This is a genomic window from Geminicoccus sp., from assembly GCF_036263595.1.
Taxonomy (GTDB): domain Bacteria; phylum Pseudomonadota; class Alphaproteobacteria; order Geminicoccales; family Geminicoccaceae; genus Geminicoccus.
Map to the genome: position 1 here is coordinate 77384 of NZ_DATAGQ010000093.1, position 12753 is coordinate 90136.

Here is a 12753-nt window from a genome sequence, read left to right on the forward strand (position 1 = left end):
GCAAGGGGAATCGCCCCCAACGGAGGCGAGAACGCACGCCTACTTGTCCGCCAGGAACCTCAGGAAGACAGCTGGCCGTCCTTCCCGTTCGGCCTTGGCCTGATAGCGTGTCCGGACATGGTCCGCAGGCGCCAGCCGCCATTCGTCGGCCCGCTCGGCCTGCCATACCAGCCGCGGCTCCGCCAGCGTCGCTTCGAGCATCCAGCGGGCATAATCCACAATGTCCGTGGCGAGCCGCAACTCGCCGCCCGGTGCCAGCACGCGAGCCATCTGCACCACCGTCTCCCGGTTGACGATCCGCCGCTTCTGGTGCCTGGCCTTCGGCCACGGGTCGGGAAACAGCACGTCGATCCGCTGCAGGCACGAATCCGGGAGCACGCGGAGCAGCAGACGCGCGTCGTCGGGAAGGACCCGCACGTTGCGCAGCCCGCTCTCGTCGATCTGGGCGACCAGCTTGCCGACCCCGTCCATGAACGGTTCGACCCCGAGAAAGCCCAACTCCGGATGAGCGGTTGCCTGCGCTGCCAGGTGCTCGCCACCTCCAAAGCCGATCTCGAGCCGGAAGCCTCGAAGCGGCTCCGCGAACTGGGCGGACGGATCGAGCATGCCGTGCTCCGGCAGCACGACCCTGAGCGCCGGCAGGCGCTCCTCCAGGAGCTTGCGCCGGGCCGGCTTCAACCCGGGCCCCTGCCGACGACCCCAGATCTGGCGGCGGACCGGCATGTCGCCGGCCGCACCGTCCCTGCCGCTGGTCAGTTGAACGCCCGCTTCAGCTCGTCGACAAGATTGCGCGCTTCCCAGGAGAACCCGCCATCTGCCTGGGCCTGACGGCCGAAATGGCCGTAGGCCGCGGTGCGCGCGTAGATCGCCTTGTTCAGGCCCAGATGCTCGCGGATGCCCCGCGGGCTCAGGTTCATGACGTCGTTCAGCACCGTCGCGAGGCGGTTCTCGTCGACCTCGCCGGTGCCGAACGTGTCGACATAGATCGAGAGAGGCTTGGACACGCCGATCGCATAGGCCAGTTGGATCACGCATTTGCGCGCAAGGCCGGCGGCCACGACGTTCTTCGCGAGGTAGCGGGCGGCATAGGCGGCCGAGCGGTCGACCTTGGTCGGGTCCTTGCCCGAGAAGGCGCCGCCGCCATGAGGAGCGGCACCCCCGTAGGTGTCGACGATGATCTTACGGCCGGTCAGGCCAGCATCGCCGTCGGGGCCGCCGATCACGAAGTTGCCGGTCGGGTTCACGTAGAACTCGGCTTCCGGCGGAAACCAGCCTTCCGGCAGAACGGCCTGCACATAGGGGCGCACCAGCTCGCGGATGTCGCCGGGCGACAGGCCCTCGTCATGCTGGGTCGATACCACCACCGACGTCGCCGCCACCGGCTTGCCGTTCACATAGCGCAGGGTGACCTGGCTCTTGGCGTCCGGCTGGAAGCCCTTCACCTTGCCGGAATGACGGTCGGCCGCCATCCGGCGCAGGATCTCGTGCGAATAGTAGATCGGCGCCGGCATGAGCTCGGGCGTCTCGTCCACCGCATAGCCGAACATGATGCCCTGGTCGCCGGCACCTTCGTCCTTGGTCGCACCGGCATCGACGCCCTGGGCGATGTCGGGCGACTGCTCATGCAGCAGCACCTCGACCTTGGCGTTCTCCCAGTGGAAGCCGTCTTGCTCGTAGCCGATCGAGCGGATGGCCTTGCGGGCCGTCTGCGTGATCAGGTCGTTGTCGATCTTGCTGTTGGCGCCGGGGCGAACCTCGCCGGCGATCACGACGCGGTTGGTCGTGGCCAGGGTCTCGCACGCCACGCGCGCGAACGGGAATTCACCGAGATACAGATCGACGATCTCGTCGGAGATCCGGTCGCAGACCTTGTCCGGGTGTCCTTCGGACACGGACTCACTGGTGAAGAGAAACTCGCTGGAGGCCATAGATCGCCCACTCTCCGAACCAACAGGGCTCACCCAGACGCGAGGCACACGGATATGCGTGCCGGTTCAATCCGACGCTCGACGACGCAGTGGTCAGCAGGATTGCACGCCATGATGATCGGGGGGTTCTGGACGGCTGGCCATGGCGGGTCAAGAAGTGCGCTCGGACCGCGGTAGCGACCAATCGCCTCCGCCGCCCGCCGGGTAGGAACGCATCGGCCGTGTTTCGGGCGCCAGATCGGCCAGCGCCTTGGTCAGTTCGAAGAGCCGTCGGCGGATCGTCGGGTCGGTGATCCGGTTGAACGCCCTGATCAGCTCCAGTGCTTCCCGGCTCTCCACCGGCGTCGTTCGTCCACCCGGCAGGCGCTCGGCTGGTGCCCCCTCGAAGCGGAAGCGGCTGCGCTCCTCGGCCAGCGCATAGCGCGTCTCGGTATGGACCGGCTCGTCCATCCCCTCGAAGAACCAGGACACCGGCGTGTCCAAGATCCGGCAGATGGCGAACAGCCGGGAGCTTCCCATTCGGTTGGAGCCGCGCTCGTACTTCTGGATCTGCTGGAATGTGACACCCAGCAATTCGCCGAGCTTCTCCTGGCTCATGCCCATCAAGGTGCGACGGAGCTTCAGTCGCTTCCCGACATGCACGTCGACCGGATCGGGATGCTCGCTGCTCATGCTCGCCAGGGACGGCTGTTCACTCAGAAGGTGGACTGTTTGCCCTGTATTCCCGCCATAGGCAAGCAGACCCGAGCAGGACGATCGCCAACCAACCCAGCATCGTCCCGTATCGTCCACCCATCGGTCTTTCCGGCAACGCCGCCGGAAGCTGACCATCGATCACGCCGCGCTCGCCAAGGCCCAGTTCCGCCAGCACCCGTCCATAACTGTCGGTGACGGTGGAGATGCCCGTGTTCGCCGCCCGGACGATCGGCAGGCCTTCCTCGACGCTGCGGGCGCGGGCCAGTGCCAGATGCTGCCAAGGGCCGGCACTGTCGCCGAACCAGGCGTCGTTGGTGATATTCAGGAGCCAGCGTGCCCGGCCGGTCCCGTCGGTGGCTTCGGAGGGAAAGGCCACCTCGTAGCAAACCAGGGGCGAGAAGGGCGGGATCCCGTCCAGTGCGACGGTGACCCGGCCAGGCCCGCGCTGGAAGTCGCCACGCGCCGCCACGGCTTCGAGGCCAAGGGCACCCAACGCCCAGCGGAACGGCAGGAACTCACCGAACGGCACCAGGTTGACCTTGTCATAGCGAGGCCCGAACTCGCCCTTGCCGTCGAGGATGTAGACGCTGTTGTTCGCGAGCAGGCTGTCGTCCGTGCCGCGCGCGAAGTGGTTCGAGCCCACCACCACATAGCCATCGCCACGCATCGCGATCCGGCTGACATAGCCGCGAGCCACCTCGTCGCTCTCCAGGGAGAACGGTACAGCACTTTCCGGCCAGATCACGATCTTCGGCAGCGTTGGTGCCGGCTCCTCGGACAGTTCGACATGCCGCAGAAAATTCTCCCGCAGCCGTTCCGGATCCCATTTATGGTCCTGCGCGATATCCGCCTGGACGATCCGCAACTCCAGGTCGGTCGGCGGCGGCAGGGGAATGGACAGTTTCCACCAGCCAAAGCCGACGATCACGAGCGTCAGCACCAGGGCCGGTGCCAAGCCGGCAAGCCGCTGCGCCAGGGCCGCAGGAGTGAGCGTCACGACTGCAGCACCCGCCGCCCCGACGGTCAGCACCGAGAGGGCAGGCGTTCCCGTCAGCGAGAGGACTTGCAGGGTCGGCTCGCTCGCCGCCCAGACCAGGGCCATGGGGTTCCAGGGGAAACCTATGACCGCGCCCCTGATCCACTCGGTGAGCCCCCAGATCGTGGCGATCCCAAGCGCGGTAGGAAGGGTATGCGAGACGCCCGCCAGCCGCAGCAGGAACATGCCGATCGCCGGGATCAGCGCGCAGACCAGGCACATCAGGAAGGTCGCCGGCAGTGCCAGCGCACCAACCTGCTCCGCCTCCGCGGAGAAGGCGATCGCCACCCAGTAGAGCGAGAGGAGGTAGTGCGGAAAGGTGAAGGCGAGACCGCGGCCGAACGCCCGCGCGGCGCTGGGCGCGCGGGCGATGAGCAGGGCCAGCAAGGCGAAGCCCAGCAGTCCCGGAACGATGTGCCAGGGCGGCAGGGCGAGTGCCGCCGCGATGCCCGCCAGCGCGGCGGTCAGCAGCGGGTGACGGAGAAGAGCGGTCTCGATCCGGCTAGGCGGCGCCGGTTCAGTCACTCGCCACCTCGACGTCGCCCGCGGCCTTGTCACGGCGGTCGTGGATCTTCACCCGCTCGATCCGCCGGGTGCTCGCGTCCAGGATCTCGAACGTGAGCCCGGCCGGGTGCTGGATGGTCTCGCCAGCCATCGGGATCCGGTCGACCAGCGCCGAGATCAGGCCGCTGATGGTCTCGACCTCTTCCCGCGTTTCCTCGTCGGCCAACCGAACATCGAGTTCTTCCTCGAGATCGTCCAGATAGACCCGCCCGTCCACGTCGATGGTCCCGTCCGGCTGGCGGACGATCTGTGCATCGGTCGCCGGATCGTGCTCATCGGGGATCTCGCCGATGATCTCGCCGACCAGATCCTCCATCGTGACCAGCCCGTCCGTCCCGCCGAACTCGTCGACCACCACCGCCATGTGCACGCGGGTGTCGCGCATCTCGCGCACCAGGGCCAGGACGCTCATGGAGGGCGGGACCACCAGGACGCGGCGCGTGACCGTTGCCAGGTCGAACCCGTCGGGCTGCAGGAAGAACGGCAGGAGGTCCTTGACGTGCACCATGCCGACGATGTCGTCCAAGGCCGTCCCATAGACGGGCAGGCGCGTGTGCATGCCGGCGTGCATCGTGTCCAGGACCTTGGCCAGTGTCGCGTCCTTCGGCACTGCCTTGATGTCGGGGCGCTGGACCATGACGTCGGCGACCTGCAATTCGCCGAAGGCCAGCGCGTTGAGGACCAATTCCCCCACCGCCGGGGCGAGGGCAGGGCCGGCGCCATCGTCCTCGCCGCGGATCAGGCGCTCGATCTGGCGCCGGATTGAGCCTTCCTCGTCGTCCGCGGCACCAGCAAAGCTGCGCAGGCGCTTGAGCAGGTCGCCGAACAGGGACGGGTTCTGTTCCGCCCGCCGCTGCAATTGCCTCACGGCACGGCCTCCGCGTAGGGATCGGCGATGCCGAATCGGGCGAGGATCATGGCCTCCGTCCGCTCCATGCGCAGGGCATCGGATTCGCCGGTCTCGTGGTCAAAGCCGAGGAGGTGCAGCACGCCATGGACGATCATGTGGCGGAGATGTTCCTCGGCCGCCCGGCCTTCCGCGGCTGCATCACGTCTGACCGTCTCCAGGGCAACGGCGATGTCGCCCAGTTCCGGCACCATGCCGGGCGGCACGGGCACGTCCGGGTCATAGGCCGGAAACGACAGCACGTCGGTCGGCTTGTCCTTGCCACGCCAGTCGTGGTTGAGGATACGGATCCGTTCATCATCGGTCAGGAGGACCGAGACCTGCGCGTTCCGCAGATGGGCCGGCGCCGCTTCGATCAGCGTCTGGGCCGCGGTTGTCTGCACGAGCCCGATCGGGTCGGTGACGGTCGTGTTCCAGGCCTCTGCCTCGACCGTCACCTCGATCGGGTGACTACTGTCGTCGTTCATTGTTCCCGTACCGAAAGGGACGTTCCACGCTGGAGCGTCCTTGCCACGCCCGCATCAGCGGCGAGCGGGGCCACGTCGTCGGGCTCGTAGGCCCGCACGATCCTCTGCACCAAGGGATGGCGCACGATGTCGGCCTGGCCGAACCGGACCACGGCGATCCCCTCGATGTTCTCCAGCCGATCGACGGCGTCCTGCAGCCCCGACTTCACGCCAGGCGGCAGGTCCGACTGGCTGGGGTCGCCGGTCACCACCATGCGAGAGTTCTCGCCAAGGCGGGTGAGGAACATCTTCATCTGTACTGGCGTGGCGTTCTGCGCCTCGTCCAGGATGACCGCGGCGTTCCGGAGCGTGCGTCCGCGCATGAACGCGAGCGGAGCGATTTCGATCTGGCCGCTTTCGATCGCCCGCTCCAGCCTTCCTTCGGGCAGGAGATCGTGGAGCGCGTCGTAGATCGGGCGTAGGTAGGGATCGACCTTCTCGCGCATGTCGCCCGGAAGGAAGCCCAGCCGTTCGCCGGCTTCCACCGCCGGCCGCGACAGGATCAGCCGCTCGACGGTGCGCGCCTTCATTGCGGCCACCGCCGCCGCCACGGCGAGGTAGGTCTTGCCCGTGCCTGCGGGACCCAGCCCCAGCACCAGATCGTTCTTCTGCAGTGCTTCCAGATACCGGGCCTGGTTGGGCGTTCGCGGCACCACGAGCTTGCGCTCGGTCCGCACCGCCGACTGCTGCCCGCGGAAGCCTTCGGTCGGCAAGGGCTCGCCAGCGGTCACCATGCGGATGACTGCATCCACCTCGTCCCTGCCCACATCCTCACCACCCCGCGCACGCACATAAAGTTCCTGCAGCACGGTTGCCGCCGAGTTGACCGCATCCGGGTCGTCCCCGTGCACGATCACCTCGTTGCCGCGCGCCACCAGGTTGACCGGTAGCTGCTGCTCGATACGGGCGAGGTGGCTATGGTGCTGGCCGAACACGATGGCACAAAGCCGGTTGTCCGGAAGAACGACACGCCGATCGGCGTGGTCCAGTTCTGCCATCGGCAGGAGGGACTTCAAGCGGCGCGTCCTCGTTGGGCTGGCGGTCCAAGCAGCCGGCCACCAAGGCTGCGGGCATGCAGTTGCTCGATCTCCACCGTCACGAGGTCCCCGACCCTGAGATCAGGTCCCTCCAAATGGACGATCTGCAGCCAGGGCGAGCGGCCTACCTTGCTGCCTGGATCGCGGCCATCGCGCTCGATCAGAACCTCCATCTGCACCCCGATGCTGGCGCTGTCGAACGAACGGCGCTGCACTTCCAGAAGTTCCTGCAAATGTGCGAGCCGTTCGGTCTTCACCGGGTCGCGGAGCTGCTTCTTCATCAGGCTGGCAGGTGTCCCGGGTCGAGGGCTGTACTTGAACGAGAAGGCCTGCGCATAGCCGACGCGTTCGACTAGGCGCAGCGTCGCCCGGAAATCCTCGTCGCTCTCGCCGGGAAAACCTACGATGAAGTCGGACGAGAGTGCCAGGTCCGGGCGCGCGTCGCGCAGCCGTTCCACGATCCGCAGGTAGTCGTCGGCCGTATGCTTTCGGTTCATCGCCTTCAGGATCGGGTCGGAACCCGACTGTACCGGCAGGTGCAGGAAGGGCATGAGCTGCGGCACGTCGCGATGGGCACTGATCAGATCGTCGTCGACGTCGCGCGGGTGGGAGGTGGTGTAGCGGATGCGGGCGAGACCTGGGATCTCCGCCAGCTCCCGTACCAGCCGGCCCAGTCCCCACCCGGTGCCGTCGGGCGCGGTGCCGCGATACGCGTTCACGTTCTGCCCGAGCAGGGTGATTTCGCAGGCTCCGCCCTGCACGAGCGTCCTGGCCTCGCGCAAGATCGCCCCGGCCGGCCGCGATGCCTCCGCGCCGCGGGTGTAAGGTACCACGCAGAACGTGCAGAACTTGTCGCAGCCTTCCTGGATGGTCAGGAAGGCCGATGGCCCCGCGGGGACCAGCGCGTCCGGCAGTTCGTCGAACTTGCTCTCGATCGGAAACTCGGTGTCGACGATGCCGGGACCACGGTTCCCGCGCCTGGCCAGCATCTCGGGCAGGCGGTGATAGGCCTGCGGACCCACGACCACATCGATGAAGGGCGCGCGCTGAAGCATCGCCTCACCTTCGGCCTGGGCGACGCAACCGGCCACGGCGATCGTGACGTCCTGGCCGTCCGCCCGGCGACGGTCACGCAGCTGCCGCACCCGTCCCAGCTCCGAATAGACCTTCTCGGCGGCCTTCTCGCGGATGTGGCAGGTGTTCAGAACGACGAGGTCGGCTTCCTCGATCAGGTCGGTGGCGGTGTAACCGTGGGCTGAAAGCGCTCCGGCCATGCGCTCGGAGTCGTACACATTCATCTGACAGCCATAGGTCTTGATGAAGAGCTTCTTCGTCACCCGCCAGCCAAATATCCGTTCTTCTCCGCCGAGTTATTTCCCGGTGCGGTCGGAGCCGTCAAGTTACGCTTCGTTACGCCGGCCACGGCACTTCCTCGCGGAAATGCCGGACGGCCGATCGCAGCTACCCAGAATCCATCAGCCGCCGCGGCGGCCACGTGCACGCGGCTTCGTGCCGAGGCCGATCTTCTTGGCCAGGGACGAGCGCTGTTCTGCGTAGGCGGGCGCCACCATTGGATAGTCGTCCGGCAGGCCCCACCGCTTGCGGTAATCTTCCGGCGACATATTGTAACGGGTCTTCAGATGCCGCTTCAGCATCTTCAGCTTCTTACCGTCCTCCAGGCAGATGATGTACTCCGGCGTCACCGACTTCTTCACCGGCACCGCGGGAGTCAGTTTCTCCTGTGGCTCCTCCTTGATCTCGACTCCCTGGGATGACAGGGAAGAATATACGAGCCTGATAAGGTCCGGCAACTCGGTGGACGGCACCGTATTGTTGGACACGTGCGCCGCGACGATCTCCGTCGTGAGCGACAGAAGTTCGTTTTGGGTCAACTGCTCCGTCATTTTTCTCTGAAGGCTCCTGGCCATCTTGGTAATACGCAAGCCACTACTATATTTCGCTGGTCCGTCCCTGCAAGGGGCATTTGCAAAACGATACAGAAAAGGCGAGAAGAGTTGGGCTCCGGCGAAGCAACCTTGGACATCACGCGGGACACATGTCCGATCACATTTGTCCGAACCAAACTCATGCTGGAGAAAATGCGCCCCGGCGACCTGCTGCGCATTCGCCTTAACGAAGGTGAACCACTTGTTAATGTTCCTCGCTCGCTTGCAGATCACGGCCACGAGATCGTAAGCCGGCAAGCCGTGGATCAGGGTATCTTCGAACTCGTGGTCAGGCGTGGTGGCGACTAGTCGCTTGTGACTGTCGACCTAGGCTCATACAAGGAAGCCTTCATCGTATATGCGCTGATCTTACGCCCGTCCGGGCGATGATAATAGTCGAGCCGTGTGCCTACTCTCTGGAAGCGATGCATTTCATATAAAGTTTGCGCGGGTACATTATCGACCGCAACTTCCAGGAACATCGTCTCGGCGCCTGCTGCATGAGCGCGCGCCATGGCTGCTTCGAGTAACGTGCCGGCAACCCCACGTTGCCGCCAAGGTTGCAGCACACCAATCGAAAGTAGTTCGCTCTCGTCGCGCACCACACGGCAGATCGCGAAACCCACGCCCCGCAGCCCATCAATGGCCGACAACCCCCGCTCGTAGCAGCGCGCGATGAGGCCGAAGCTGCCGGGAAGCGACAGGAGGTGCGCGATGTCCGATCGCGACCAGCCATCTTCGAAGCAGCCACGATGGAGGCGTGCCAGCCGGCCAAGGTCGAACGGGCCGATGTTCTTCACGGCGATCTGACCTGGGCGCGGCAGCGCCATCATCGCCACGGCGCGTATCCCGCCGCCTGCAGCAGCGAGCGGCCTGCATCGGCACGTGCATCTGCGCCACGAAGATAGAGCGGCACCAGGTCCCTGCCTTGCACCGGCTGCTCGCCTCCCGCCAGCCTGATCGCCGCCACGCGGGCGACATCGGTGGCGTCCGACTCGACCTCGGTTACGCCCGGCCCGCTGCCGACCATCATGCCGGCACCGCTTTCCTGTGGGATCGCCGGCATGGTGGCGGGCGGCTGCGAGATCGTTCCGGCACTGCCCATATCCTGCACGTACCAGTTGCCGCGTCCGCCATCGATCACGACCTGCAACGGCGCAGTGATACCGGCGCCGCGTGCGTGCGCTGCGATTGCCTCGAATCGGGTGACCGCAAGCACAGGTCGTCCAGCTGCCATGGCGAGCCCCCGGGCCAGGGCGACGGCGACCCTGATTCCCGTGAAGGAGCCAGGGCCGATCGAACAGGCCAATACGTCCCAGTCGCGTGCCGACCATCCGGCTGCCGGCAGGCAGGCGGCAACGCCGGCTGGAAGGAGGTCGGCATCCCGAGCAATCGCGCGCTCGATCGACGCCAGGATCACCGGCTCGCCACCGGGTCTTGCCACACAGGCTGCCACGGCGATCGGGCCCGTCCCGTCGATCGCTAGAATGCGCAATCCGGTTCCGCCCGCGAAAACGTCAGTCGATCGCGCGGACTTCGACGACGTCCGGCACGTAGTAGCGCAGCAGGTTCTCGATGCCGTTCTTCAGGGTGACGACCGAGGAAGGACAACCCGCGCAGGCTCCCTTCATGTGAAGGTAGACGACGCCGCGATCGAACCCGTGGAAGACGATGTCACCGCCGTCGTTGGCGACGGCCGGGCGGACACGCGTGTTCAGCAGCTCCTTGATCTTGGCGACCGTCTCATCGTCCTCGACCGTGGCCACCGGCTCAGGCGCGGACTGCTCGACGATGGCATCCTCACCCGACATGAAGTGCTCGACCATCGCACCGAGCACGGCCGGCTTCAGCAGGTACCAGTCGGCGCCCATCTGCTTCGTCACCGCGACGAAATCTTTGGCCATGAACACCGAACGCACGCCTTCAACGGCAAACAGCCGCCTGGCAAGCGGCGAGACGCGCTCCGCCTCGTCGGCATCCAGCACTTCGACCTGGCCGCTCTCGAGCACAGGCCGGCCGGGAAGGAACTTGAGCGTCGCCGGGTTGGGCGTCTGCTCGGTCTGAATGAACATGATGTCGATCTCCGTGCCGTTGAGTTGGCGAGCCGACCTCGTCACCGCAAGAGGATGTTGGTTACTTCACGCAACTGCGTACGCGCCCGCAGCAGGAGGAAGCCCTGGTTGGCCAAGTGGTTCGGCTTGAACTGGCTATCCAGCCCGCCATTAACCACCACCCAGGGCTGAACGGTCGCAGCCTGCTGGAAACTGTCGAGCATCTCCGCCCAGTTCGATCCTGCTCCTCGCTCGCGGATCACGTCGGCATAGTCCAGGCCGAGCTCGCGCAGGAGGATGTAGTAGGCGTAGAGCTGCCCCTTGTTCGTGTAGAACAGGTCGTCGGCATAGAAGTCGAACCAGCGGTTCCTGTTGTTGTCGATCGCCTGGCTGATCGCCGCCGAGGTGGAGCCGAGATCGGAGGCCACAGCGTCCAGCGTGTCCATCAGGTTGTCGCCCCGGCGCTCCAACGACGCCTCGCCGGCGCCCAGCCGGAGGTTGTAGGCCCGCAGGGCCTGGACCGCCTGACGGTACTGGCTTTCGGTCGTGGCCGTCGGCGCCCAGGATACCGCGGGGTTCCACACCCAGACGTTGCCCGGATAGGCCAGAAGGCCCATGGCCCGGGTCAGGTCGGCATCGGCCTGGGACGAGCCGCGGGCACGGGCCAGGCGATCCCGCACGGAGACGCCGAAGCGCTGGACGGCCGCCACCAGTCCCGTCTGATAGCTCGGCATGTTGTCGAGCAGCACGCCTGGCTTGAAGAACGGCTCGTTCGGCGTCCACTCGTTCACGTCGATCTCGCGCTCGATCAGGTCGGCCATGGCAGCGACCGTACGCGAGCCGTTTGGCGGTGCCGTCGAGGCCACGGCGAAGTTCGGGTCGTCGTCGATCCGATGAACGACGATCATGCCGACGAGGTACCAGCCGACGACGGCGAGCACGATCAGGGCCGGCACCCCCAGCAGCAGCCGCCGCAAGAGCGGGCGCCGCGTCGTCGTCTGCACCTCAACATCGGCCATTATCGATCCCCTGGCAGGACAGCTACCTGCCGCACATGGCTACCGCAGCGAACGGCTGGAAGGTCAGGCCTGCCGGAAACCGATCAGGTCGTAGACCTCGCGCAGGATCGGCGCCGCAATGGCATTGGCGCGCTCCGCCCCACGGTTCAGCACACGGTCGATCTCGCCCGGGTCCGCCAGCAGGCGACGCATCTCGGTCGTGATCGGCGACAGCTTCTCCACGCACAGTTCGGCGAGCCGGCCCTTGAAGGTCGAGAAATTGGCCGAGGCGAATTCGTTCTCCACCTCCTGGCGGCTGCGATCGGACAGGGCCGCGTAGATCGTGAGCAGGTTGGACGCTTCCGGCCGCTTCTCGAGGTCGTAGCTCACCCCCTCGATCGGGTCGGACTTCGCCTTGCGGATCTTCTGGGCGATCGTGTCGGCATCGTCCGTCAGGTTGATGCGGCTATAGTCCGACGTGTCGGACTTGCTCATCTTCTTGGTGCCGTCGCGCAGCGACATCACCCGGGTGGCCTCGCCCAGGATCATCGGCTCGGGAAGGGTGAAGAACTCGACGCCGTATTGCCGGTTGAAGGCGCCGGCCGTGTCGCGTGCCAGCTCCAGGTGCTGCTTCTGGTCCTCGCCCACCGGCACATGCGTGGCCCGGTACACCAGGATGTCGGCCGCCATCAGCACCGGATAGGTATAGAGCCCGGCACCCGCGTTCTCGCGCTGCTTGCCGGCCTTTTCCTTGAACTGCGTCATCCGGTTCAGCCACCCGATCGGGGTCTGGCACATCAGCACCCAGGCGAGCTGGGCATGCGCCGGGACCGTCGACTGGTTGAACAGGATCGAGCGCTCCGGGTCGATCCCGCAGGCGATCAGTGCCGCCGCCACCTCGCGCGTGGCGGCATGCAACTCCTTCGGGTCCTGTGGGAGCGTGATCGCGTGCTGGTCGACCACGCAATAGATCGCCTCGTAGTCCTGCTGCAGCCGCACCCAGTGCCGGATCGCGCCCAGGTAGTTGCCGAGATGGAGGGCACCGGTCGGCTGGACGCCGGAAAAGATGCGGCCGGACATGAAC

15 protein-coding genes are annotated in these 12753 nt (G+C 66.1%); 1 reads left to right on the top strand and 14 read right to left on the bottom strand.

The features are described 5' to 3' along the window. Positions 1-39: 39 nt before the first annotated feature. From trmB to VHL31_RS08185, 9 genes are all read right to left on the bottom strand, one after another. On the bottom strand, positions 40-723 hold the full coding sequence (gene trmB, locus VHL31_RS08145) for a tRNA (guanosine(46)-N7)-methyltransferase TrmB (RefSeq protein WP_329660710.1): 684 nt from the start codon (positions 721-723) through the stop codon (positions 40-42). 29 nt (positions 724-752) lie between these two features. Further along, on the bottom strand, positions 753-1928 hold the full coding sequence (gene metK / locus VHL31_RS08150) for a methionine adenosyltransferase (RefSeq protein ID WP_329660711.1): 1176 nt from the start codon (positions 1926-1928) through the stop codon (positions 753-755). Between the two features lie 150 nt (positions 1929-2078). Continuing rightward, the gene (locus VHL31_RS08155; RefSeq protein WP_329660712.1) at positions 2079-2600 is read right to left on the bottom strand and encodes a helix-turn-helix domain-containing protein; all 522 of its coding nucleotides are present in this window, start codon (positions 2598-2600) and stop codon (positions 2079-2081) included. 19 nt (positions 2601-2619) lie between these two features. Then, a complete protein-coding gene (lnt, locus tag VHL31_RS08160; protein ID WP_329660713.1) occupies positions 2620-4185 on the bottom strand; it encodes an apolipoprotein N-acyltransferase in 1566 nt (521 codons plus the stop codon). Next, positions 4178-5092, bottom strand: coding sequence for a hemolysin family protein (locus tag VHL31_RS08165; protein ID WP_329660714.1), 915 nt, complete (start codon positions 5090-5092; stop codon positions 4178-4180). The genes lnt and VHL31_RS08165 overlap by 8 nt, the downstream gene beginning before the upstream one ends. Then, positions 5089-5598 (bottom strand): rRNA maturation RNase YbeY, encoded by a 510-nt coding sequence (ybeY, locus tag VHL31_RS08170; RefSeq protein ID WP_329660715.1) that lies wholly within the window; start codon positions 5596-5598, stop codon positions 5089-5091. The genes VHL31_RS08165 and ybeY overlap by 4 nt, the downstream gene beginning before the upstream one ends. Beyond that, positions 5595-6635: a PhoH family protein gene (locus tag VHL31_RS08175; RefSeq protein ID WP_414653672.1), complete on the bottom strand. Its 1041-nt coding sequence runs from the start codon at positions 6633-6635 to the stop codon at positions 5595-5597. Before VHL31_RS08175 ends, ybeY begins: the two co-directional genes overlap by 4 nt. Positions 6636-6649: 14 nt before the next feature. After that, positions 6650-8011: a tRNA (N6-isopentenyl adenosine(37)-C2)-methylthiotransferase MiaB gene (miaB, locus tag VHL31_RS08180; RefSeq protein WP_329660717.1), complete on the bottom strand. Its 1362-nt coding sequence runs from the start codon at positions 8009-8011 to the stop codon at positions 6650-6652. Positions 8012-8149: 138 nt separating this feature from the next. After that, positions 8150-8578, bottom strand: coding sequence for a MucR family transcriptional regulator (locus VHL31_RS08185; protein WP_329660718.1), 429 nt, complete (start codon positions 8576-8578; stop codon positions 8150-8152). 132 nt (positions 8579-8710) lie between these two features. On the opposite strand from VHL31_RS08185, the gene VHL31_RS08190 reads away from it, so the two are divergent. Then, the gene (locus tag VHL31_RS08190) at positions 8711-8929 is read left to right on the top strand and encodes a sulfurtransferase TusA family protein (RefSeq protein ID WP_329660719.1); all 219 of its coding nucleotides are present in this window, start codon (positions 8711-8713) and stop codon (positions 8927-8929) included. On the opposite strand, the gene VHL31_RS08195 is transcribed toward VHL31_RS08190, so the two are convergent. The 5 genes from VHL31_RS08195 to trpS form a co-directional block, all read right to left on the bottom strand. Next, entirely contained in the window at positions 8926-9453 is a 528-nt protein-coding gene (locus VHL31_RS08195) for a GNAT family N-acetyltransferase (protein WP_329660755.1), read from the bottom strand. The genes VHL31_RS08190 and VHL31_RS08195 overlap by 4 nt on opposite strands. After that, entirely contained in the window at positions 9450-10115 is a 666-nt protein-coding gene (gene tsaB, locus VHL31_RS08200) for a tRNA (adenosine(37)-N6)-threonylcarbamoyltransferase complex dimerization subunit type 1 TsaB (RefSeq protein ID WP_329660720.1), read from the bottom strand. Before tsaB ends, VHL31_RS08195 begins: the two co-directional genes overlap by 4 nt. 22 nt (positions 10116-10137) lie before the next feature. Beyond that, positions 10138-10692, bottom strand: coding sequence for a NifU family protein (locus VHL31_RS08205; RefSeq protein WP_329660721.1), 555 nt, complete (start codon positions 10690-10692; stop codon positions 10138-10140). Between the two features lie 41 nt (positions 10693-10733). Further along, entirely contained in the window at positions 10734-11690 is a 957-nt protein-coding gene (locus VHL31_RS08210) for a DUF2333 family protein (RefSeq protein WP_329660722.1), read from the bottom strand. A 63-nt stretch (positions 11691-11753) separates the two neighbouring features. Then, positions 11754-12749, bottom strand: a complete 996-nt coding sequence (trpS, locus tag VHL31_RS08215; protein ID WP_329660723.1) for a tryptophan--tRNA ligase — start codon at positions 12747-12749, stop codon at positions 11754-11756. Positions 12750-12753: the final 4 nt, after the last annotated feature.